The organism is Colwellia sp. KU-HH00111, from assembly GCF_040362745.1.
In the GTDB taxonomy this organism is placed as follows: Bacteria; Pseudomonadota; Gammaproteobacteria; order Enterobacterales; family Alteromonadaceae; genus Colwellia.
In genome coordinates this window covers 130,676-154,055 of the sequence record NZ_BAABWO010000004.1, presented here as the reverse complement: position 1 = coordinate 154,055, position 23,380 = coordinate 130,676, and the positions used below count along the sequence as shown (strand labels likewise).

The 23,380-nt window shown below is 39.4% G+C and carries 17 protein-coding genes; 5 read left to right on the top strand and 12 right to left on the bottom strand.

Annotation, left to right across the window (positions count from 1 at the left end; genetic code table 11):
- Positions 1 to 103: 103 nt before the first annotated feature.
- The 11 genes from parC to ABXG98_RS09310 all read right to left on the bottom strand — a co-directional run bounded on the left by parC (position 104) and on the right by ABXG98_RS09310 (position 14,037).
- Positions 104 to 2,410, bottom strand: coding sequence for a DNA topoisomerase IV subunit A (gene parC, locus ABXG98_RS09360; RefSeq protein WP_353538404.1), 2,307 nt, complete (start codon positions 2,408 to 2,410; stop codon positions 104 to 106).
- A 116-nt stretch (positions 2,411 to 2,526) separates the two neighbouring features.
- Complete coding sequence (locus ABXG98_RS09355) at positions 2,527 to 3,759, bottom strand: GGDEF domain-containing protein (protein ID WP_353538403.1); 1,233 nt, start codon at positions 3,757 to 3,759, stop codon at positions 2,527 to 2,529.
- The gene (locus tag ABXG98_RS09350; protein WP_353538402.1) at positions 3,756 to 5,696 is read right to left on the bottom strand and encodes a tetratricopeptide repeat-containing diguanylate cyclase; all 1,941 of its coding nucleotides are present in this window, start codon (positions 5,694 to 5,696) and stop codon (positions 3,756 to 3,758) included. Before ABXG98_RS09350 ends, ABXG98_RS09355 begins: the two co-directional genes overlap by 4 nt.
- A gap of 65 nt (positions 5,697 to 5,761) precedes the next feature.
- Entirely contained in the window at positions 5,762 to 7,012 is a 1,251-nt protein-coding gene (gene arsJ, locus ABXG98_RS09345) for an organoarsenical effux MFS transporter ArsJ (protein ID WP_353538401.1), read from the bottom strand.
- On the bottom strand, positions 7,013 to 8,053 hold the full coding sequence (locus tag ABXG98_RS09340) for an ArsJ-associated glyceraldehyde-3-phosphate dehydrogenase (protein ID WP_353538400.1): 1,041 nt from the start codon (positions 8,051 to 8,053) through the stop codon (positions 7,013 to 7,015).
- Between the two features lie 122 nt (positions 8,054 to 8,175).
- Positions 8,176 to 9,048 (bottom strand): AEC family transporter, encoded by an 873-nt coding sequence (locus ABXG98_RS09335; protein WP_353538399.1) that lies wholly within the window; start codon positions 9,046 to 9,048, stop codon positions 8,176 to 8,178.
- Positions 9,049 to 9,077: 29 nt separating this feature from the next.
- Complete coding sequence (gene parE, locus ABXG98_RS09330) at positions 9,078 to 10,970, bottom strand: DNA topoisomerase IV subunit B (RefSeq protein ID WP_353538398.1); 1,893 nt, start codon at positions 10,968 to 10,970, stop codon at positions 9,078 to 9,080.
- Between the two features lie 149 nt (positions 10,971 to 11,119).
- Complete coding sequence (locus tag ABXG98_RS09325; RefSeq protein WP_353538397.1) at positions 11,120 to 11,734, bottom strand: YqiA/YcfP family alpha/beta fold hydrolase; 615 nt, start codon at positions 11,732 to 11,734, stop codon at positions 11,120 to 11,122.
- Positions 11,735 to 11,807: 73 nt separating this feature from the next.
- On the bottom strand, positions 11,808 to 12,572 hold the full coding sequence (locus ABXG98_RS09320; protein ID WP_353538396.1) for a metallophosphoesterase: 765 nt from the start codon (positions 12,570 to 12,572) through the stop codon (positions 11,808 to 11,810).
- The gene (locus tag ABXG98_RS09315) at positions 12,563 to 13,039 is read right to left on the bottom strand and encodes a DUF1249 domain-containing protein (protein ID WP_353538395.1); all 477 of its coding nucleotides are present in this window, start codon (positions 13,037 to 13,039) and stop codon (positions 12,563 to 12,565) included. The genes ABXG98_RS09320 and ABXG98_RS09315 overlap by 10 nt, the downstream gene beginning before the upstream one ends.
- A 362-nt stretch (positions 13,040 to 13,401) precedes the next feature.
- Positions 13,402 to 14,037: an NUDIX domain-containing protein gene (locus tag ABXG98_RS09310; protein WP_353538394.1), complete on the bottom strand. Its 636-nt coding sequence runs from the start codon at positions 14,035 to 14,037 to the stop codon at positions 13,402 to 13,404.
- A 149-nt stretch (positions 14,038 to 14,186) separates the two neighbouring features.
- On the opposite strand from ABXG98_RS09310, the gene tolC reads away from it, so the two are divergent.
- On the top strand, positions 14,187 to 15,527 hold the full coding sequence (gene tolC / locus ABXG98_RS09305; protein ID WP_353538393.1) for an outer membrane channel protein TolC: 1,341 nt from the start codon (positions 14,187 to 14,189) through the stop codon (positions 15,525 to 15,527).
- A gap of 254 nt (positions 15,528 to 15,781) precedes the next feature.
- Positions 15,782 to 16,474, top strand: a complete 693-nt coding sequence (locus ABXG98_RS09300; protein ID WP_353538392.1) for a TcpQ domain-containing protein — start codon at positions 15,782 to 15,784, stop codon at positions 16,472 to 16,474.
- 29 nt (positions 16,475 to 16,503) lie between these two features.
- Here ABXG98_RS09300 and glnE read toward each other — a convergent pair whose 3' ends face one another.
- Positions 16,504 to 19,404 (bottom strand): bifunctional [glutamate--ammonia ligase]-adenylyl-L-tyrosine phosphorylase/[glutamate--ammonia-ligase] adenylyltransferase, encoded by a 2,901-nt coding sequence (gene glnE / locus ABXG98_RS09295; protein WP_353538391.1) that lies wholly within the window; start codon positions 19,402 to 19,404, stop codon positions 16,504 to 16,506.
- Positions 19,405 to 19,532: 128 nt separating this feature from the next.
- On the opposite strand from glnE, the gene ABXG98_RS09290 reads away from it, so the two are divergent.
- From ABXG98_RS09290 to ABXG98_RS09280, 3 genes are all read left to right on the top strand, one after another.
- Positions 19,533 to 20,543 (top strand): hypothetical protein, encoded by a 1,011-nt coding sequence (locus ABXG98_RS09290; RefSeq protein WP_502901549.1) that lies wholly within the window; start codon positions 19,533 to 19,535, stop codon positions 20,541 to 20,543.
- Between the two features lie 24 nt (positions 20,544 to 20,567).
- The gene (locus ABXG98_RS09285) at positions 20,568 to 21,470 is read left to right on the top strand and encodes a DUF350 domain-containing protein (RefSeq protein ID WP_353538577.1); all 903 of its coding nucleotides are present in this window, start codon (positions 20,568 to 20,570) and stop codon (positions 21,468 to 21,470) included.
- Between the two features lie 127 nt (positions 21,471 to 21,597).
- The gene (locus ABXG98_RS09280) at positions 21,598 to 23,325 is read left to right on the top strand and encodes a polyamine aminopropyltransferase (RefSeq protein ID WP_353538389.1); all 1,728 of its coding nucleotides are present in this window, start codon (positions 21,598 to 21,600) and stop codon (positions 23,323 to 23,325) included.
- The last annotated feature ends 55 nt before the right edge of the window (positions 23,326 to 23,380 follow it).

Below are 23,380 nucleotides of genomic sequence, written 5' to 3'. Positions count from 1 at the left end.
ACAATGAAAATAGTTATTATTTACATCATAATTGATACTGATCAATGAATTTTAACTAATATGAACCTTGGTCTGAGCTCAATCGCCCAGACCAACATCCATTTTATTCATCACCATCGCTTGAGCCTAACGCCACAGCGTCTGTTGCTTCAAGCTTAGGTAATTCAATCTCAATTTGGTCGACACGCTGTAAGCCTCGAGGTAGCTTATTGCCTCGTCGTCCTCTTTCACCACGATAATGGTCAATATCGGTTGCTTTTAACGTCAATTTGCGACGGCCCGCATGCAAAGTTATCGATGCGCCATCAGGCACAATAGCCAGTAAGGTGACATACTCTTCACGTGCTTTTGACCGTGCTGAAGGAATGTTAATAATTTTATTACCTTTACCTTTGCTGAGTAAGGGTAGGTTTTTAACTGCAAAGACCAACATTCGCCCTTCTGTGGTGATGGCCAAACAAGCATCATCATCAATATTCTCAACTAACTGCGGCGTTAATACTTTTGCTGATGGAGGAAGAGAAATTAATGCTTTACCATTTTTATTACGACTGATCATGTCACTAAAGCTACTAATAAAGCCATAGCCTGCATCACTGACTAACAAGTACTTGGCCTCATCTTCAGCCATAACACAATGAACAAAGGTTTCACCAGAGGCTAAATTAAAACGTCCAGTTAAGGGTTCACCTTGGCTCCGTGCAGTTGGTAAAGTATGTGCATCTGTGGTGAATGCCCGGCCAGATGAGTCAATAAAAGCAACAGGTCTGTTACTGCGCCCCTTGGCTGAGCATAAATAATTATCGCCAGCTTTATAGTTAAGGCTTGTTGCATCAATATCATGACCTTTGGCACATCGAGCCCAACCTTTGTCAGATACCACTACCGTGACTGGCTCGCTTGGCACCAAATCTTTTTCTGTTAAGGCTTTTGATTCACTGCGTTCAACCAGTTTAGAACGACGTTCATCGCCATATTCTTTGGCGGCTGCAAGGATCTCTTTTTTCATTAAGGTATTCATACGTGCTTTTGAATTGAGCGTTTTTTCTAGATATTCTTGCTCATTTCGTAACTCATCTTGTTCGGCACGAATTTTAATTTCTTCTAATTTGGCTAGCTGTCTTAATTTTATTTCTAAAATTGCATGGGCTTGTATTTCAGATAAACCAAAGCGAGACATCAATTCAGCTTTTGGTTCATCAAAACTTCGAATAATGTCAATTACTTCATCAATATTTAAATACGCAACCAATAAGCCATCTAAAATATGTAAACGGGCGAGTACTTTGTCTAGCCGATATTGTAAACGTCTACGCACTGTTTCACGACGGTATTCAAGCCATTCTGATAAGATTTCTCTCAAGTTTTTAACCGCGGGACGATTGTCTAAGCCGATCATGTTAATATTAACGCGATAGCTTTTCTCTAAATCGGTACTAGCAAATAAATGTTGCATTAATTGCTCAGTATCAACGCGATTAGAACGAGGCACAATCACCAAACGAACCGGATTTTCATGATCAGACTCATCACGAAGATCAATTACCATTGGCAGCTTTTTAGCCGTCATTTGTGCCGCAATTTGTTCTAATATTTTCCCACCTGAAGCTTGATGTGGCAAGGCAGAGATCACAATTTCACCTTGCTCAACCTCATACACTGCCCGCATTTTTATGCTACCACGGCCGGTTTGGTATATTTTTTCAATATCAGTTTTTGGGGTTATTATTTCTGCATCGGTTGGATAATCTGGTCCCTGAACATGTGCCAACAAATCAGACACTTCCGCTTTGGGTTGCTCAATTAAATGCACGCAAGCATCAGCAATCTCACGCACATTATGAGGTGGTATATCGGTTGCCATACCAACAGCAATACCTGTGATACCGTTAAGCATAATATGAGGTAAACGCGCAGGTAACGTTTTAGGCTCTTTCATAGTGCCATCAAAATTTGGCACCCAATCTACCGTACCTTGACCTAGCTCTGCGAGTAATACTTCACTAAACTTAGATAAGCGAGACTCAGTATAACGCATGGCAGCAAATGATTTAGGATCATCTGGAGCCCCCCAGTTACCTTGGCCATCAACCAACGGATAACGGTATGAGAAGGGTTGTGCCATTAACACCATGGCTTCATAACAAGCACTATCGCCATGGGGATGAAATTTACCTAATACATCGCCCACAGTACGTGCCGATTTTTTATATTTTGCAGCAGCTGATAGCCCTAGCTCTGACATAGCATAAACAATACGGCGTTGTACTGGCTTTAAGCCATCACCTATATGCGGTAAAGCACGATCCATTATTACGTACATGGAATAGTTTAAATAAGCTTCTTCAGTAAAGCGTCTTAGCGGGACTTGTTCAACCCCATCTGGACTATATTCGAGCACATCAGACATGAAATGACTTCCTAGTATCGCATACTTTCATGCGATTAATTCTTCTTATAAATTGTGATAAATACCTGTATCAAATACAGCTTATATGATTTTAATAGCCAAGTGAATTCAAAACATTAGCGTTGTCGCCTTTCTTGCACATCGCTAATAGTTTCATAACTAACCATTTGATTTTGCCCTTTAGCTTTTGCTTGATACATTGCCAGATCAGCGGCATGAATAATATCGTCAAATACAGCCTTAGTCTCTTGCAAATTGGCAACACCAATACTAATGGTTAACTGATAATTGACTCCTTCTTGGTCAAAAGCGTGTTGCGTTATTTTTTCAATCACTCTTACGGCAATGGCTTTGGCCTTATCCATATCAGTATTAGGCAGTATAGCAACAAACTCCTCGCCGCCTAAACGGGCAAAAACATCACGAGAGCGCATAGTTTCGCTGACTAACCCAGCGATTTTTTTTAACACTAAATCACCAATGTGATGACCAAAATCATCGTTAATTTGCTTAAAATTATCAATATCAAAAAGTACAACGCTTAACGGTTGCGCTTTTTCATTCGCAAGTTCAACCAACTTAGCACCTTTATTAAATAATTCTGTTCTATTTAATAAACCTGTTAAATTGTCAGTTTTAGCCAAAATAAGTAGCTTATGCCTGATTCTCAACTGACGTAAAAAAAGCAAAATAAACAGTAAAATGGTACAGAAAATTAAAATAAAATTTCGCTGTTGATCTTTTTGCTGCTGGTTTACATCACCAATTTGCAGCGCCTTTAACTGGTTTTGATTATCTAATAACGCATTGGCTTCTTTTTTATGGGCAATTTCATACTTTTGAGTCAAGGATTTTACAGTATTTTCACGCTTAGCATCACTGTAATTGTTATATTCATCAACAAAAGCTTTTTTAGCCAAATAAGCATTATTGTAATCTTCTATCGCTGCGTAACTATTAGCTAAGATCAGATTAGCATGAGAAAAAAACGGCGTATTAAGTTGTTTTTCAACTATATGCTTTCTTAATGACTTTGCTTGTTCAATTAATGAGATAACCGCTTGATGTTGTTGCTCTTCTTGCTTAATAGTTGCTTTCGCTAATAGAATTAAATACTGCTCAGCATAATTAAACATGGCACCTTCAACATTAATTTGCTGTAACAAGCTGCGTGTTTTGATAGAGCCTTTTGTTACAGCCTCAGCTAAAACCTGTACTTGAGCGTTAAGTGGGTATTCACTTACTTGAGTTAAGCCGGTACTTTCTTGTTTTTCATCCGCTGCAGCTAAGGGGTATGAACAAAGTGCTATTAACAGCCCAAAAATCACTCTGATTGAACATTTACTCATAAACTGCACACCTTATTTTTCCCTTGCTTTTTAGCAAGATAAAGCAAGTTATCCGCTTGATTAATTAATGCAGTTAACTCGTACTTTTTATCTAGCGGCACATCAGCACTACAAACAACGCCAATACTTACACTGGTAGTTAAAGGGGCTTGTGAACTATCTTTTAGCTGCCACTGATAGCCTTCAACCGAAGAGCGAAAACGTTCCGCAATCATTTTAGCTTGCGCGGTTGAGGTATTAGGCAAAAATACAATAAATTCTTCACCACCAAAACGACCAAATAAATCAGTTTTTCGTATAAAGGTAACACCAAGCTCTGCAACTTTTTTCAAAACTTGATCACCAACACTATGGCCAAACCGATCATTTACTTTTTTAAACTGATCGATGTCAATCATGATGACACTAAAATCTGCCTTTCTAGCTTTAGCCTTTTGTAGTAACTTCCGCCCTTTTCTCATCAATTTTCTACGATTAGAAATCCCGGTTAACATATCAGTGCTTGATGCTTTGTATAGCCTTCGTTGACCTTGAACCAGCTTAGCTAATAGCCAAGCAAAAATTAGCGCTACAATAGCGATAAGAAATAAATAGCGCTTTTGTTGAGACTTTTTTTGCTCTGCTTCTTGCAAAGAAACCTCTTGTAGCGTTTGCTTATTTTTTAGCACTTGTTTGTGTAAATCAGCTTGCTTGGCTTCTAAAGCTAAACGTACTTCAGCAATAGACTGCGTATGTTTTTTTTCACGTAACAGCTGAGTCAGCGATAGCCGCTGTGCTTGCAACTCATAGGCCTGTTGATAACGTCCTAGTTTATGAAATGTTTTAGATTTCAAGTTGATAATATTGATACGGGTATACATTTTAAGCTGACTTAAAGGCATGTATTGCGCCAGGATACTTTCTACTTTGGACATGCTTTCAAGTGCTTCTTGGTAATGTTCAAGCTCATATAGCACAAATGCTTCATCGGTATAATATTGCAGTTTAATATCATATTGCTCAATGCCTTCCATGTACTGCTTTGACAATAATAAATACTGATAACTAGCTTCATGATTAGGGTTTTCTTTTTTTAAATTTGCCCATGACAGTCCAGAATAAGTGCTATACATCAATTGATTAAGCGCTACGCCTTCGGATTCTTTAATGATAGTTTTGTATATACTTATTGCTTGTTCATATTCTTTTTCATACAAGTGATTCATGCCAATATTGACTAATGCACTCAAAGAAGAATTAGTTTTTTTTGCTTTTTTATAATGTTGGTAGGCTTGATGGTAGTAAACCATGGCTTGTTCACTTTGGTTTAGATACACATATAAAATGCCTAGCTCAGAATTTACCATGCCCTTTAATTCATCATCATCTGTTTGCTTGGCAATATTGTAAGCATCATTTAACACAATTAATGAGTTTTCATAACGATCGGTCAGGTAATAAATTGCGCCTAAATTCGCCAATCCTGTGGCAATTAGTACGTTATCATGAAGTGATTTAGCTAATTCAAGCCCATTTTCATAATCTTTAGTGGCTAATTCTGTCTCACCTATACTTTCATAAGCAAAGCCACGACTATAGAGTAACTCAGAAATTAACAAGCTCGGGCTAGAAAGTTTTAAGGTTAGCGCTAAGCCGTCAGATGCCGACTGTTTAGCTAAATGATATTGTGCCTGTAACAGGTAAGTATCGGTTAATAGGTTTTGGTAGGTGATTTTTTGTTTTAGCGATAATTGCTGAAACTGTTTTTCAAACCGCTTTAATTGCGTCTGCGCTAATGGCACATTACTATCAATTAAGGTTTCTATTTTTTCTGCTGCCTTATCAAAAGCAGGAACGCCTGCTTCTGCCCCTTGAGGTACAGCAGCCATACTCGTTTGAATAACGATAAAACAATAAAACAGACTGAGTAACAATTTTACCAAAAATTTAACCGTCAAGGCAGTAACCTTTCAATATTATTATTGTAAAGTCAGTATAAATCTTTTTATCTACGAATTAAAAGCTAAACCCGCTTAATAAAAAAAGCAGCTGCTAATGATAGTAAAAAAGAAGCTAACAAACACGCCAGCAAGCCTTGTTTATCGGTATACAAGGCTTGATAAAGTAACCCAGAAAGCACTGTACCTAATAAACGTCCCAGCGCATTAGCGGTATAATAAAACCCCACATCCATTGAAACGCCATCTTCTTTTGCCAGCGCAACAATAAGATAGCTATGCAACGATGAGTTGATAGCAAAAATACCACCAAAAACTAATAGCCCGAGTAATATAACAATTTCAGCATATGGGCTGATAGCCAGGCTAATAAAAACCATCAAGATGACAACAGCTAAAATTGTTGACCATAAGGCAATTAAACGACCATTAACGTCAATTTTTTCTGCCGTGTCGCCATTGCGTTTTTCTCCATTGAATAAGTTAGGCGTATAAGCCTGTACCGCACCATAGGCAATTATCCAAAGCGCAAAGAACGCGCCAACACTTTGATGTTGCCACTCTAATTGACTAGCCAAAAACACCGGCAGAGCGATAACAAACCAAACATCGCGAGCAGCAAATAAACATAATCGCGCTGCTGACAGGTAATTTAGCGAACGATTTTTAGAGAAAATATCGGTAAATTTAGGTTTGAATTTTGCTATGCCAAAGTCTTTTTTAAGTAACGTGACACTCAATAGGGCAACAACAGCCAATACTGCGGCCATTAATAGCACTCCCCCTTGAAAGCCTAATGTTGTTAGTAAAAAGCCCCCTAGAAAAAAGCCAACCCCTTTTAACGTGTTTTTAGAGCCCGTTAGCAAGGCCACCCACTTAAACAAGGTGCCTTCACGATCTCCCGCTGAAACATTGGCAACCAACAGTTTAATACTGCTTTTGGCGCTCATTTTATTGAGATCTTTAGCCACACCTGACAACGCTTGTGCCGTCATTAAGTATATAACTGACAAATACTCGCTTGGTATCGCCAGCATTAACAAGGCAAACACCTGCATGAACAAACCAATATTCATGGTTTTATTCAAGCCCACGCGTGCGCCCAACCAGCCACCAATAAGGTTAGTAATAACCCCAAAGACTTCGTAAAAAACAAACAGCATTGCTAAGGCTAAAGGCGCGTAACCTAGCTGATAAAAGTGCAATAATATCAACATGCGCAATGCGCCATCGGTTAGGGTAAATGCCCAGTAATTACCGGTAATTACTGCATATTGTTTAACAGCTAACGGTAGGTTTTGTATTTTTGCAAACATTTACACACTTAACGCAATTAATTTCATTAACTCTGCGCTTCTATTGGCATAACCCCATTCATTGTCATACCAAAGATACATTTTGAGCTGAGTATCACTAACCACCATGGTAGAGAGTGCATCAACAATTACCGATCTCGGATCGGTTTTATAATCTACCGACACTAATGGGCGCTCTTCATAACCTAAAATATTTTTTAATTCACCTTGTGCAGCTGTTGCCATTAGCTGATTTATTTCATCAACGGTCACGGCACGTTGCATTTCAAAGACACAATCAGTTATTGATGCATTTGCTAAAGGTACACGCACTGCATGGCCGTTAAGTTTGCCTTTTAATTCAGGAAAAATATCGGTAATGGCTTTGGCCGAGCCGGTTGACGTTGGAATGAGTGATTGTCCGCACGCCCGAGCACGACGTAAATCTTTGTGCGGCGCATCTAAAATGGTTTGGGTGTTGGTGATATCGTGAATAGTGGTCATGCTACCATGTTTGATCCCGATATGATCTTGTAGCACTTTGACTACAGGGGCTAAACAATTAGTTGTACATGAGGCTGCAGTAATAATAGCGTGCTTGTCAGCTTGGTATAAATGCTGATTAACACCCATCACTATATTCACAACATCTTGGTCTTGCTCTGATACTTTCATTGGTGCCGTAACCAAGACCTTTTTAACACCTTGGTCAAAATAGGCTTGCAGCTTATGTTTGTCACGCATCACCCCAGAGGCTTCAATAACTAAATCACAGTGCGACCAATCAGTGTCTGAAATAGCGCGATTATTTGAAATAGTAATACGCCGATCATTAACAAGTATTTGACCCTTATGTGCTTCGCCCTCACCTCTCTGCTCGCTCTTTGCCTCAAGGTGCCAACGTCCATGGATTGAGTCAAAATTAAGTAGATGCGCTAAGGTTGGAGCATCTCCAGCGGGATCGTTAATCTGAATGAAATCTACTTCAGGCCAGTCAAATGCTGCGCGCATGATCAACCTTCCCATACGGCCAAAACCGTTAATACCTACTTTTATAGTCATGATTTTTCTTTTTAAAGGTTATCTAAACAAATAAACCCAATGGATAATAAGGGTTTACACATGAAATAATTTTAGCGCATTTTTATAACATAATGATATGACAAAATTATGACATTGATTGTTTATAACAAGAAATAAAGCACGGTAGGAATAGTTGCCAAACTGGCTAAATTACCGATTAACACGATTGATGCAACTTGTTTAGGTTGCTGATTGTATTTTTCAGCCACCATAAAGTTAAGCACTGCTGGCGGTAATATTCCAAAAATCAATAACTGGCCATATTGTAATTCAGTTAAATGTAAAAACGGTGCAACCAATAACACCAAAATAATCCCCGTGACCGGGCAAATAATGGCACCAACTAGCCCTATTTTCCAGTCTTGTAGGTTTACAGACGTTAACCTTACCCCAAGCGAAAATAACATTAAGGGAATAGAAACCATACCTAACATCTCTATTGAAATAGTAACTACTTCAGGTAACACTAAACCGCTAACACTTAAGCACAACCCCACCACCACAGCAAAAACCATAGGAATTTTTACGATAGAAAATAGCGAAATCTTCCTATCCATCATTTTCATACCTAAACTAAAATGTAAGGTGTTTTCCACAATAAATAACATCACCGCGGCAGGAAGCGCTTGCTCCCCAAAAGCAAACAAAGCTAAGGGCAAGCCAATATTACCAGAATTAGAAAACATCATTGGTGGCACAAAGGTTTTAACATTAAAGCCCATGAGTTTAGCAACCGGCCACGCTAAAAACCCAGAGAATATCACCACAAACGCGCCCCCTATAGCGAGTTGTGAATAGGTGTCAACTTGAAAACTTTTGTCAGCTAATACATGTAAAATTAACGCAGGAACAAATATATCTAAATTAAGTTGGTTAGCCGAAACCATGTCGGGTGCATGCTTTCTACCATAAAAAAAACCAATGGAAACAATAGCAAAAAGCGGAAAAATAATGGTGAATATTTGTGAAAACATGGTTACTCTTTATAAACGTTTTAGCTCAATTACACTACCGCCATATCACCCTTAGTTTGCAGCCATTCTTTGCGATCACCTGATCGTTTTTTAGATAGCAACATATCCATCATTTCAATGGTTTCGCTGTGTTCATCATCAAAGGCAGTCAGTTGAACTAAGCGGCGAGTATTGGCATCCATAGTGGTTTCTCTAAGCTGTAGCGGGTTCATTTCACCCAAACCTTTGAACCGTTGCACGTTGACTTTACCACGCTTTTTCTCCGCTTCTATTCTATCAAGAATGCCGTCTTTTTCAGCTTCATCAAGGGCGTAAAAAACTTCTTTGCCCACATCTATTCTGTACAATGGCGGCATGGCTACGTATACGTGCCCTGCTTGTACCAAGGGTAAAAAATGCTGGGTGAACAAGGCACAAAGTAAGGTGGCTATGTGCAGACCATCCGAGTCAGCATCTGCTAGGATACAAATTTTACCGTAACGTAGTTCTGATAAATCGTCGCTGTCGGGGTCTATCCCTAGGGCAACTGAAATATCATGTACCTCTTGTGAGGCGAGTATTTGTCCTGATTCAACTTCCCAAGTATTTAAAATTTTACCGCGCAGCGGCATAATGGCTTGTGTTTCACGATCGCGTGCTTGTTTTGCACTGCCGCCCGCTGAATCGCCCTCTACTAAAAACAATTCAGTGCGCGATAAATCTTGGCTACCACAATCGGTTAATTTACCCGGTAATGCCGGCCCTTGGGTAATTTTTTTACGCACAACTTTTTTGCTAGCACGCATGCGTTTTTGTGCATTACTGATACAAAATTCGGCTAAAAGCTCAGCAATATCGGTATGTTCATTTAACCATAAACTAAACGAGTCTTTGACAACGCCTGTGACAAAAGCAGCACATTGGCGCGAGGATAAACGCTCTTTGGTTTGCCCGGCAAATTGTGGGTCTTGCATTTTAATCGAGAGGATGTAACTACACTTATCCCAAATATCATCGGGAGTTAATTTGACTCCCCGAGGAATAAGGTTGCGAAATTCACAAAATTCACGCATAGATTCTAATAAACCTTGGCGCAAACCATTTACATGTGTACCGCCAGCAATAGTGGGAATTAAATTTACATAACTTTCACCAATACCTTCCCCGCCTTCGGGTAGCCAAGTTACCGCCCAGTCGGCTGCTTCATTTTGCGCTGAGAAAGTGCCAACAAAAGGTTGTTCAGGTAAGCTCACATAATCTTTAACCGACTCTTTTAAATAGTCTGTTAAGCCATCTTCATAGCACCATTGATACTTTTTGTTTTCAGTTTTGTCATGAAATTTAATCGTTAAACCTGGGCATAAAACGGCTTTGGCTTTGAGTAAGTGTGTCAGTTTTAAAACCGAAAACTTTGGTGAATCAAAATAGCTGGGATCTGGCCAAAATTTAACTCGAGAGCCAGTGTTACGCTTACCTACCGTGCCTGTTTCAGTAAGCTCTTCAACTTTGTCTCCATTCTCAAATGCCATTTCAAAGACTTTACTATCACGCTTAACAGTGACATCAACCCGCGTTGATAGGGCGTTAACCACTGAAATACCCACACCGTGCAAACCACCGGAAAATTGATAGTTTTTATTGGAGAACTTACCACCCGCATGAAGTTTACAAAAAATAAGCTCGACACCTGACACTCCTTCTTCTGGATGAATATCGGTTGGCATGCCTCGACCATCATCAATAATTTCAAGTGATTGATCCGTATCTAATACCACCATAATATTTTGCGCATAACCTGCCAGCGCTTCATCCACAGAGTTATCTATAACCTCTTGGCCTAAATGATTGGGACGAGTGGTGTCTGTGTACATACCAGGGCGGCGGCGAACAGGCTCTAGGCCGCTAAGAACTTCGATGGAATCTGAATTATATTGGTCGGTCATGGTTTATCTATCTTATTATTTTTTAAGGCTATGTCGTTAACTCTGGTTCAAGGGGGGTAAAACATCCCCACACAAAATATCACATTGAGCCTGAGCTAAGTGCATAAGCACCTTGTTTTTATGTTGGAAATTATATAACTAAAATTAAGTTATAACTGCAAAAAATCAGCAATTATCGGTAATTTTGTTTCAAAGCCAACAAAGCTATGATCACCACCCTGCTCTATTATTAGACGGCAGTGTTGATACTTTTCAACGGCTTGTTGATAATCTAACACTTCATCACCTGTTTGTACCATTACTAGGTAATTATTTTTTTGTTGTTCATCAATATTAGGTGCGCTTTGTTCAATCATTTTTAGATCGTGCATATGTTCTGTGGTTACTTGATAGGTAATTCCAGTGTAAGGATTTTTTTGCTCGCCAATATAGTCTTCCAGTAGCTCATAGGGTTTTATCGCGGGGTTTATCAATACCACAGCTAATTGGTATGTGTTAGCGAGGTAACTAGCAAAATAGCCTCCGAGTGAAGAGCCTATTAACAACCATTGAGTAGCTTTAGGGCCATCATGAGTACCCAAAGGCGTAGCGTCTTCTATTATTGATTCTAGCTGCAAAATAGCGGCTTTAGGTGAGGTTGCCAATTGCGGACAAATAAAATTAATACTGGGATAGTATTGCTGAAAATATTGACGTGTGAGCTCAGCTTTATGTGATAAAGGGGATGAATTAAAACCATGGATAAAAAGGATATTTGTTTGCATATTAGTTTGGATTCCAGCTTAAAACACTACTAAAATGACGCTTTAGGCCACTCCACAGATGTGACATGGTTTGTTATGGCGAAATAATTTCACTTTCAATCGCCCCGTTGCAATGCAAGTAAAATAGCCGGTAACTTGGCTCGATTGAACCGGGCTTCTCCTTAGTTTCACCAAATTGGATTGAGGTTGCAGGACAAGTATAAATATCAATATTCTGTTTAGACAATTTACTCGCGCGGTGAACATGACCGCATGCAATTGCTTTAATATTACCCTTGTTTTGATTTAACTGAGTAATGTTTTGCCAAAAACCATCTTGATTTAATAAACCATGTTTATCAATGTAGTAGCCAATATTAATGGGATGATGATGCATCATCAGTAATTGATGTTTATCAGGCTCTATACGTTGTGATAACCCATACAAACTTTCGTCATTCACCAAACCTGATGGCGTATCACTTTTACTGTCAATTAATTGAATTTGCCAATTGTCATGATTAATCGTTCTTTCACTATTAAATGCCGGGGCTTGCAGGTACTTGGTTAATAACTGCTTATCATCGTGATTACCTGCCAAAAAAAATACTGGCATTGCGAGTTGTGCTTGTTGAACCGCATCTACAAAATGTTGATAGGAATGTTCAGAGTGATCTTGGGTGAGATCTCCGGTAAAAACCGCACAGTGAACATTACTACGTTTTTTAAGATCCGCCAAAACGGTTAATAAGTTTTGCCAAACACTGGCGCCAAGGTGTTTAGCCTGCTTGTCAGCAAACAGATGACAATCACTGAACTGGGCGATAATAAGCGGGGAATTTTGATTAGTTATTGACAATTTTTGAGCTCTACCTTGACTTGACCATGGGCTAAACAGAGTTGCAACCATTCATTTAAAAATTGATTGATTTGCTGCTTTTCATCTTGCTGGTGCATATGCTTATTGGGGTAATCATAACGAGGTTTTACCTGCTGAATACCTTGACTACTAATCACTTCTGCCATGCGTGCATCATGATATAAGCGGATAGACATTCGTGGGTGATATGAATGTTTACTTAGTTGTTGGGTAGGTGTTTTTTGTTCAAATGTTAGCAGCGAAGTATAGGGGGTTACTTCTTTTACAACAATAACATAGGCTAAGCGATCATTAATAAAAAAGTCGCGTTGCTGGTGACGTTGTGTCTTATTGGCCTGCAATTTCAATAGCAAATTATAGTTATTAGCGCACAGTGTCATCAAACTAACAAGGTTAGGTTGATAGCGCTGACGGCTATTGACTTTACTATTTGGAAAAAAACTCAATTATTAACCCCTTAACGTACTATAGTTTATCGTTTCGATTGTCGGATTGAAATCCGCCCTACATTGGTTGTTCATCCTGTAGGGAAATGCATTACTCGTGTTCCTAGTGCTCCTAGCGCCTCTAGTGACTCTGTTGTATTTGTCGGATTGAAATCCGCCCTACATTGGTTGTTCATCTTGTAGAGAAGTGTATTACTCGTGTTCCTACTGCTCCTAGCGCCTCTAGTGACTCTGTTGCATTTGTCGGATTGAAATCCGTCCTACATTGGTTGTTCATCTTCTAGAGAAAATGTATTGCTCGTGTTCCTACTGCTCCTAGCGCCCCTAGTGACTCTGTTGCATTTGTCGGATTGAAATCCGCCCTACAAGTTTTGATAATTTAATGCTAACCATTGTAAGCCAATTACCGTGGCAGCGTTACTAATTTTCCCTTGGTTTAATAACGCTAATGCCTGTTCTCGGGTGATTAGATGTAACAAAATATCTTCATTTTCATCTTCTAAACCATAAATACTGCCCGGTATGACCTGCTTGCTGTCAAACCTTGCCCAATATAAGTGAATACGCTCGCTCATACCACCGGGGCTAGATAAGTATTGCATTATTGGCTGCACATCCGCAGGTGCTAAGCTAATATTAGCTTCTTCTTTTGTTTCGCGCACAGCAACATCTACTGGGCTTTCGTTTTCATTGAACATGCCCGCGACAAATTCTAGCATCCACGGAGTTTCGCCAGAACGTATCGCACCTGCCCTAAACTGCTCTAATAACAGAAGCTTATCTTGAGCTGGATCATATAACATCACAACTACAGCATCACCACGTTCAAATACTTCTCGGGTAAAGGTATCACTTTGTTTTTGAGCAAACAGCTTATGGCTGAGCTGGTATTGGTTAAGCTTGAAAAAACCCTGATATTTTGTGTCGATTGCCGTTATTGATACATCCTGCAGCCCATATTGCAATATCAAGGGGCGTTCACTCTTAATCTTTTGCATAAACACTCTCTTTTTAATAATAATTTGTTACACTAGTAAACACTTATTTTATTTGGTTAATTTTAAAACTTCGGTAACATAACCTCGCATAAAAACAACATTGTAAAATTATATAAGGGGAACAAAGCTCCCCAAGGGACGTTCTACTCATGAAAAAAACATTAAGCACACTAATTATAGCCATTGCGAGTGCGTTAACAGTTAACACCGCACAAGCCGACGATTTACTATCAGTTTATCAGCAAGCATTATTAAACGACACGGTAGTGTTAAAAGCACAAGCCCAATCTGAAATAGTAAAAGAAGATATTATTAAAGCACGTGCGGCACTATTACCACAAATAAGTGCCTATGGTAGCTATAGTGATGGCGAAACAGAAAGTTACAACGAAGGCAGTGTAATAACAACTGAATTTAACTCATTAGGTTATGGCGCTAGCTTGAATATGCAACTTTACCACCATGATACATGGTTAGGTTTAGATATTGCCGAAAAAACAGCTCACCAAAGTGATTTAAGCTATCAGGTAGCCAAGCAGGATCTTATCGTCAGAGTCACACAAGCCTATTTCAATGTGTTAAAAGCCAAAGATGACTTAGTTTTTGCTCAAGCTGAAAAAGCAGCCATCGCTCGCCAGCTTGAACAAACCAAACAACGCTTTTCTGTGGGCTTAACCGCCATAACCGATGTGTATGAAGCACAAGCACAATTTGACAACGCGGTAACTGAAGAAATTCGTGCAAAAAATGCTATTTTTAGCGCTGAAGAGTCATTACGTGTAATTACCAATGTCTACCCTGACAATATTAATGCTTTAAACACCGAGCGTTTTAGTACAACGCTACCAAGTCCGAACAGTGCCAATGCTTGGCAACAAACCGCTGAAGCAAAAAATCTGGATTTAATTACAGCGAAAGTAGGCATTGAAATTGCGAAGCAAGCCATTGATTCAGCCAGAGCAGGTCACTACCCTACCCTAGATTTTGGAGCTACTTATGATAGCAGTGACGCCGAATCAAAAGGGCCTTTAGGGCAATTTGATAACCCTGCTTTAAATGACTACTCTATTGGCCTAAGACTTAACGTACCACTTTATTCAGGTGGTGCAATTGAGAGTAGTGTTCGTCAAGCTCAAAAACGCTTTGTGCTAGCTAATCAAGACTTAATGCAAGCACATCGCAACGTTGTTCGCACTACTCGCAATGCATACAATACCGTAGTGGCAACCATTTCAGGCATTAAAGCATTTGAACAATCAGTATTAAGTGCTGAAAAAGCACTAGAAGCAACTGAGGCTGGCTTTGAAGTAGGTACTCGTACAATTGTTGATGTATTAGATAGCACGCGTAATCTATATAATGCTAAACGTAACTTATCATCTACTCGTTATGCTTATATTCAAAATGTTTTATTATTAAAACGTGCTGGCGGCAGTATTACCGAAGACGATATTACCGCAATCAATTCAGGTTTAATTGCCGGTAAGTAAAACCCTTTTCAGGGCGAGACTTCTAATTAAACAAAAAGCCGCTGACCTTAGCATAAGGTTAGCGGCTTTTTTATTGCCAGATAGGTTCAGCTACAACTGTGATAACACCAGAATATTTATCAAGTACCTCAATACAGCATTTACGACAATTGCTCTGCTATGCTCAAATAGGCTTTATTTAATCTTTTGAATAATGTGTTACTTTTTTGTATGGTATAACAATAAGAAATGATAACAATTGGATAAAATGTATCATGGGTTTTTGGATTAGAAACGCTATTATAGCAGTCATACTAATTGGGCTTGGGGTTGCCTTTTTTCTTTACCAAGACGTGTTACTTGGTGATAACACCTCTGAGCCAAGCACTGTTGCCTCATCACCAAAAAATGAAGAAACGCAAACCTCTGATGAGGATGCAAAAAAAACAGCTAATGCTGATAGCAATACAACGGAATCTGCACCTAAAAAGCCAAAAAAAAAATCAACTAACGCTGCTGCAGATGGCCTTTCAAACTTTTATGCTAAGGTCTATGGCGAAAGCAGTGAAAGAAAAATTAGAAACAATGTGATTTTTTTACCCGAACCCGAAGGCGATTTAATTAAGATATTACAAGAGAAAAAAACAAAAACTCGCCCATTCAGCACAAGTTGGGGCGGCAGCAAAAAATCTCGCCCTTTTCGAAAAGGAGAAGCGCTTTATCAAAAGCTTTCTGAATTCTCAACGGCTGAAGGGCTTGATATTATTTGGTGGATCAATAAAGACTTTATCGTTAAAGATTACTTTCGCATCAATAACAACCTATTAAAAACAGCCAAACAAGTGGGTCAAGCCATAGCCGGCCACTTTCCTGAAGGGGTAAACTGCTATTTTTGTTATCAACAACGTACTTTAGTTTTTGTTAACGAGCCGCCCAGTTATCTAAACGATGAGTGTATTTTGCTATAACAATCAAGTATATACTAAGCATGTTATTGTTAGATAAACTTTTGCCATAATGCCATCACCTTGTCTTGCCCTGTTAAAGCAGATTTTTCCATTAGCGAACTGTTATTTTGCAAGGTTGCTTTATGGCCATACATTCTGAGCGTTTGATAACCATCAATCAACAAGTCGCGTTCGGCTGTTGTCAATATATTATGACGGGCTAGCGCTTTAAATATGCCAACATTGTCACAACGCTCGGTTAAGCTTGTATGCTCATAACTGTTAGCTAACACAAGATATTGCGCTAAAAACTCGATATCAACTAAGCCTCCTTCGCCTTGTTTTATATCAACTAGATCATCAGTAGACTTATCAAGGTGATTACGCATTTTTTCACGCATACTTTTTACATCAGCTTTTAATTGTTCAATCTCTCTAGGTTGTCGTAAAATTTGCGTTCTAATTTTGATAAACTCATGTTCAATAACTTGATTACCATAAACAACGCGAGCACGAACTAAGGCCTGATGCTCCCAAGTCCATGCATCTTGCTGCTGGTATTGTGCAAAGGTGTTTATGTGTATCACTAACACCCCAGAGTTACCCGAGGGACGTAAACGCATATCTAATTCATATAAAATACCACTGCTCATCCGAGTGTTAAAAATATGCATAATGCGTTGTGCTAGTTTCATATAAAACTGGCTTGCCGGCACCACTTTATCACCACTTGCTAAGCCAGTTGTTTCATCGCCTTCAGGGCTATGATGAACAAATACTAGATCAAGATCAGAGCCATAGCTTAATTCATTGCCACCTGTTTTACCGTAAGCAATTACCGCAAAGCCTTTAGAGTTGGTGCCCACGGTTGATTTTGGCACACCGAAACGGTTAGCAACTTGTTGCCAGGCAATATTAATCACTTCATTGATGATAGCTTCTGCTAACGCCGTTAAGTGTTGGCTGACATGCTTAACATCTAAGGCGCCAGTGATATCGGCCGCCGCAATACGTAATTGCTGGGCTTGTTTAAAAAGGCGTAGCCCATCCATTTGCGCTTCAAGATCTTCTTCTGGGATCCGCAGCATACTTTCACGAAGTTCAAGCCCATAAGCAGATAACTTAGGCGGGTTATGTAATAAGGTTGGATCAATCAACTCATCAAGTAGAATTGGATATTTAGCAATGTAGTCGGTTACCCAACTACTAGCTTGACATAAATGTATGAGCTGTTTAAGTGCCCCTTCATTTTCAAATAACAACTCTAAATAAGCAGTACGGGTGACTATTTTTTTAAATACATGAAACACCCGTTCAAGCACAAATTCAGCTTGGTGGGTTTGTTGAAGGTGGCAAATTAATTGCGGAATTAATTTATCTAATACTTGCCGACCTCGATTACCAATGCTTCGCTTGCCAACATCATCTCGAAAGTCTGACAACAAACGCCAAACTCTATCACTTTTCCAAGACTCACCTTGATGATCCAATTTTTCTTGTTCAAGCCAGGCTATAGACTCTTCATCACTCCAACGACTATTCCACAGAGTACTCCAGTGCTGATCTTCCGCTTGATGATTTGGACTATCGATACCAATTAACTGTTCAAATTTTTCATGAACGTTATTCATATGCTCTTGTAATACCTGCATAAAATCATGCCAACAGCCAATATTTAATACCGTTAGGATTCGCTGTTTGTCTAACTCACACTCAGGTAACGTTTGCGTTTGTTTGTCTGCTAAGGCTTGGATAATATTCTCGACTCTACGCAGAAAACAATAGGCATTTTCTAACACGGTTTTACTGTCGGGTGTCATTTCAGACGCTATCACTAATTCAGGTAATACAGTTAGCAAGCTTCGATGTTGCAAAGTTTTTACTCTACCGCCACGAATTAATTGAAACACTTGCACAATAAATTCTATTTCTCTAATGCCACCAGCACCAAGTTTTATATTATTTACTAATTGCTTACGTCTAACCTCTTGAGAAATCATCGATTTCATTCTTCGCAAACTGTCAATAACACTAAAATCAATATAGCGACGATAGACAAATGGGCGCAATAACACGGCTAATTTTTGATGATAGTGATCTTGACCATTTAGAGGTGGGATTACCCGCGCCTTAAGCATGGCATATCGTTCCCAATCTCGTCCCTGCTCTTGGTAATAATCTTCCATCGCATTAAACGTAAGTACTAGCGGTCCACTGTCACCAAAGGGTCTTAATCGCATATCCACCCTATAAACAAAACCATCCGCGGTATGTTGATGTAATGAGGTAATAAGTTTTTGTGCTAGACGGGTAAAAAATTGTTGATTATCTAAGCTACGACGACAGCCAACTGTTTCTCCGCTATGAGGATAGGCAAAAATCAAGTCAATATCTGAGGAGAAGTTTAGCTCTTTTCCGCCAAGTTTTCCCATACCGTAAACAAGCAGCGACTGAGCTTCGCCCGTTTTACTGGTGGGAGTTCCCCATTTATTTTGACAAAACTGGGTTAACCAATCTAGACTGCATTGAATCAAGGCATCTGCTAGTAATGACAAGCGTTCTAGAGAATTTGTCAACGCAATATCTAACACTAAATCAGCAACTGCAATATTGACCATTTGCTGTAATCGAAAGCGCCTTAATAACCGGTGCAACTGCTCTTCACTTTGGCAATCACTCAACAAGGCTTGCAGTAATTTGCTGTAGTTCGGAGTAGTGAGCAAATAAACATCTTTACTTACAAATAATTCTACAACTAATTCGGGTGCTCGCAGCGCACTAGATAAAACAAAATCGCTCAGTGCGATAGCCACTTTAAAGTGTTCAAGCTGCTCAGAGGTTAACGTTTGAAAACTTTGAGGATGCTGCTGACTAAACTGCTGCCAACTTTTTTGTTGCTGCTGTGATAATAACTCATTATCATTGAGCTGAGATAAAGTGAGAAAAGACAAACGCGCTCCTTTTTGTGGTCAATATAAATAACCAAGACAATAGACACAATATGTTGTTAGTGTTATTAATATAGCATTAATGCCATATAGGTATAACTTAAGAATAACATAGCATTTATACGGAGATGATGGCAGCAATGCAAAGCCTAAAACATTCTTTTCCCCTGCAATATTTTAATAAGCTTGCTACTAGCACCCTGTTAGTAATAACGCTTTTTTTATTATCTGCCTGTGGAGATCCAATTAAAGAACAAGCATTACAACAACTCCCTATTACTGAGCAAAGAGTAACCCAGTTGGGGGATGCTTTAAATAGTGACCAAGTACGCAATGCTAACCTTATTAAGCAGTATGCAGATAAAGTACTTGATCTAAAACCTAATCTAGCACCTTTAATTAATGAATTTAAAAAAGATGCAACCACTCAAGGGCCTATGTATCAGGCATTGCTTGATCGTGTCAATACCGCCAAAAACCAGCCACAAATGTTTGCTAGCAGCCAAGCGCTCTATGACGAATTACTCAATATTTATCAGGCGGCTGATCCTGTACTGTTTTCTGATGCGTTAAGTGATCCATTAAACGTATTATCAGATATGTCTGATGGCCAATTACCGCGTGTTAACTCATTATCCAAAGCACAAAGTCAACAAGCAAATAACGCACAAGATTTTGGCACAGGTGAACAGCTCATCGGTAACCCTAGTTATGGTCATTGGCAAACCGGTAGTAACGGTATGTCATTTTGGGCATGGTATGGCATGTATTCAATGATGGGCGATTTATTTGGCCGCCGTACTTATTACAACGATTGGGGTCGTTCGCGTAACTACAGCTATTACAACGATTACGGCAGAACGCGTTATAGCTCACCAAATCAGTTGAAAAACCAAACCAAGCTTGAGCAACGCACTAAAAAATCATTTGCGAGCCAAGGAAAGAGATACACTAGCCCTTATAGTAAAAATCGTACCGGCTCATCAAGTTTATCAAGCAAAAGCAAAACGGCACAAACCAGCGCTAATCGGTTTAAAAGTAACACAGCTAAAAAAAGCAGCTATGCCAGCAAGTCTAAAAAAAGCTCTAGCTTTAGAAACTCGAACACCAATACATCACGCGGCTTCAGTCGTGGTAAGTAATAAGCAATAGGAATAGAAAACATGATAAATACATTAATTGAACTCGTTGGTGTTAATCAGGAGTTACTCATTTATTTAGCGATAGATGTCACCATTGCTATTATCCTTTTAGGTGCTATGCGTTTTTTATTGGGGCTAACTAGCCAAGTAAATAGCACTGATGAACTCGCTCACAAAGACAATTTTGCTTTTGGTGTCAGTGTCGCAGGCAGTATTTTGGCCTTAGGTATTGTATTAACGGGTGCAATCACTGGAGAAAATGCCTCAAGCTATATGATGGAAATCATCGGCATGTTGTCCTACGGCGTATATGGCTTAGTACTAATTAAAATAGGCCGAGTTATTCAAGATAAAATTGCGTTACAACATTTAAATAAAGCCCTATTGATAAAAGAGCAAAATCTAACCATTGGTATTATTGATGCCGCTGGCGCAATTGCCACCGCTATTATCATTCGTGCTGTATTACTTTGGGTTGATGGGCTAGAAGTTGCAACTTTCATCGCCATCACCTCGGGCTTCATTGTAGCGCAAGCTGTTTTAGTATTAGTAACCCGGATCAGAGAAAGTAATTACGCGAAAAACAACCAAGAAGACTGCTTACAAGAAGCATTGAGTGAAGGGCAATTAGCCTTAGCCATTCGTTATGCTGGTCAAGTTATTAGTACAGCACTTGCAGTTACTGCTGCAAGCCATTTTCTTGTATACAGCCCAGAAACCTTAGTAGTCAACCTTATCGGTTGGTTGGTGTTCGGCATTATCATGACCTTGTTGGTCGCACTGCTAACATCACTCGCCAAACGTATTGTCTTGTGGGGTATTAACTTAGTAGAAGAAGTGGATCAACAACATAATATTGGTGTTGCCAGCATTGAGATGGCCACTAGTATAGCTATAGCATTGATTTTATCGGCCTTGATGGCATAAAACGCCTCTCTAACACAAGATGCCAGTAAGTACTCCATGCTGGCATCTTGTTATTAACGCTGCTAAAGCAATACCGCCAAGCATCGACCACCTCAACCTCGATACAACCGAGTAACCTCTCTACTTTATGAACAACAAATATGCAAACCGCACACTAATTATTGACGATACTTTGCTTATTCTAACCATGGCGATTTTAGCTGGGTGTGGAATAATTTACGAATATCTACTGTCCCATTACGCGGGTAGAGTGCTTGGTGTTATGGAAAGCACCATATATACCATGATAGGACTCATGATAGTCTCTATGGGATTAGGGGCTTTTGCTGCACGTAAAGTTCGCTGTGCATTTAATGGTTTTGTCTGCTTAGAGCTGATCATTGCCTTGTTGGGTACTAGCGCTATTTTATTTATTGCAGCGCTAATCGCTGTTACTCAAACCTTACCTCATATTATTTCCGATATGTTTGCCCTGCCCCCAGACATGCTGCCTCAAGGAGGGATATTTAATCAATTAAGTTTTCTTGCTATGAAAAGTCCCTACCTGTTTGGTGTGGTGATTGGTTTTTTTATTGGTATGGAAATCCCACTCATTGCCCGTATTAGAGAGCAGATTCATGGCCAGCATTTAGCCAATAATCTAGGCACTATTTATGGTGCCGATTATATCGGTGCTGGCCTTGGTGCGGCTATATGGGTACTATTTTTATTAAGCATAGATATCAGCAAAGCAGCGGCTTTAACTGCTAGCTTAAATTTAATTACTGGCACCTTTTTTATTGTCCGCTATTGGCACAAGTTGCAGTGGCGCAAAACATTTGTCGGCTTTCACCTGCTGTTAGCTGGCATTATTGTGTTGATGTTCAACTATGGCAATCAATGGCTCAACCAAATGAATAGCCTGCTTTATTTAGACAAAGTGGTACATAGCCAAAAAACACGCTATCAACAATTAACTTTTACCGAAAGAAATATGGGCTTAAACTCTGTTCATACCTTGTCTGGTAGCGCTCAAAAAAGCGTGATCAATTTTTACCTTAATGGTCGCTTGCAGTTTTCATCTATCGATGAACATATCTATCATGACTATTTAGTCGCACCGGTATTAGCGGGCTCGGCTCGCCAAGACAATATCTTAATCATTGGTGGTGGTGATGGTTTAGCACTGAGAGATGTATTAAAGTACTCGCCTAAGCATGTGACATTGATTGATTTAGATGCAGAATTAATTGATATCTTTCAATCACCACAGCAGCACTTAAATGCAAGTCTCGCACAAAAAATCAGTCGTCTAAATAATAAGAGCTTACAAGATAAACGTGCCACCATTTTGCGTAGTGATGCTTTCATTAAAATAAACGAACTGTTGAACTCAGGACAAGTATTTGATGCGATTATTGTTGATTTGCCTGATCCGAGCCACCCCGATCTCAACAAGCTTTATTCAGTTAATTTTTATGCTCGATTAAAGCAATTACTTGCCGGTGATGGTTTGATCGCGGTTCAATCCACAAGTCCGTATCATGCCAAAGACTCTTTTATTTCGATTGGTAAAACCTTAAGTGCTGGTGGGTTTGTGCATGTACAACAATACCATGATAATGTGCCAAGCTTTGGCGAATGGGGCTGGACTATTGCATCAAAAATGGGCGCTAGCCCGCTTGCAAGATTAAATAACCTAACAGAACTACCTGTGAAGCATACTTGGTTAAATCTTGAAATGCTAAAAGCAGCCTTTATTTTTCCAAATGGTTTTTATCAACACCAAGATAGTGTAGATATCAACATATTGGGTAGCCATACGCTCTATCAATTGCATCAACAAGCTTGGCAAGACCAACAAGGAATTGATTAGGTATAGATTACAACTGAACAAAATTGTGATAAAAAATAAAAAATGAAATAAAGTC

What these genes read in the sequence shown, in the direction of transcription:
- ABXG98_RS09310 (WP_353538394.1), bottom strand. Translation starts at nt 14,037, where the DNA reads ATGCAAAAGATTAAGAGTGAACGCCCCTTGATATTGCAATATGGGCTG.
- ABXG98_RS09300 (WP_353538392.1), top strand. Translation starts at nt 15,782, where the DNA reads ATGGGTTTTTGGATTAGAAACGCTATTATAGCAGTCATACTAATTGGG.
- ABXG98_RS09290 (WP_502901549.1), top strand. Translation starts at nt 19,533, where the DNA reads ATGGCAGCAATGCAAAGCCTAAAACATTCTTTTCCCCTGCAATATTTT.
- parC (WP_353538404.1), bottom strand. Translation starts at nt 2,410, where the DNA reads ATGTCTGATGTGCTCGAATATAGTCCAGATGGGGTTGAACAAGTCCCG.
- ABXG98_RS09355 (WP_353538403.1), bottom strand. Translation starts at nt 3,759, where the DNA reads ATGAGTAAATGTTCAATCAGAGTGATTTTTGGGCTGTTAATAGCACTT.
- parE (WP_353538398.1), bottom strand. Translation starts at nt 10,970, where the DNA reads ATGACCGACCAATATAATTCAGATTCCATCGAAGTTCTTAGCGGCCTA.
- ABXG98_RS09280 (WP_353538389.1), top strand. Translation starts at nt 21,598, where the DNA reads ATGAACAACAAATATGCAAACCGCACACTAATTATTGACGATACTTTG.
- ABXG98_RS09335 (WP_353538399.1), bottom strand. Translation starts at nt 9,048, where the DNA reads ATGTTTTCACAAATATTCACCATTATTTTTCCGCTTTTTGCTATTGTT.
- tolC (WP_353538393.1), top strand. Translation starts at nt 14,187, where the DNA reads ATGAAAAAAACATTAAGCACACTAATTATAGCCATTGCGAGTGCGTTA.
- arsJ (WP_353538401.1), bottom strand. Translation starts at nt 7,012, where the DNA reads ATGTTTGCAAAAATACAAAACCTACCGTTAGCTGTTAAACAATATGCA.
- ABXG98_RS09340 (WP_353538400.1), bottom strand. Translation starts at nt 8,053, where the DNA reads ATGACTATAAAAGTAGGTATTAACGGTTTTGGCCGTATGGGAAGGTTG.
- ABXG98_RS09325 (WP_353538397.1), bottom strand. Translation starts at nt 11,734, where the DNA reads ATGCAAACAAATATCCTTTTTATCCATGGTTTTAATTCATCCCCTTTA.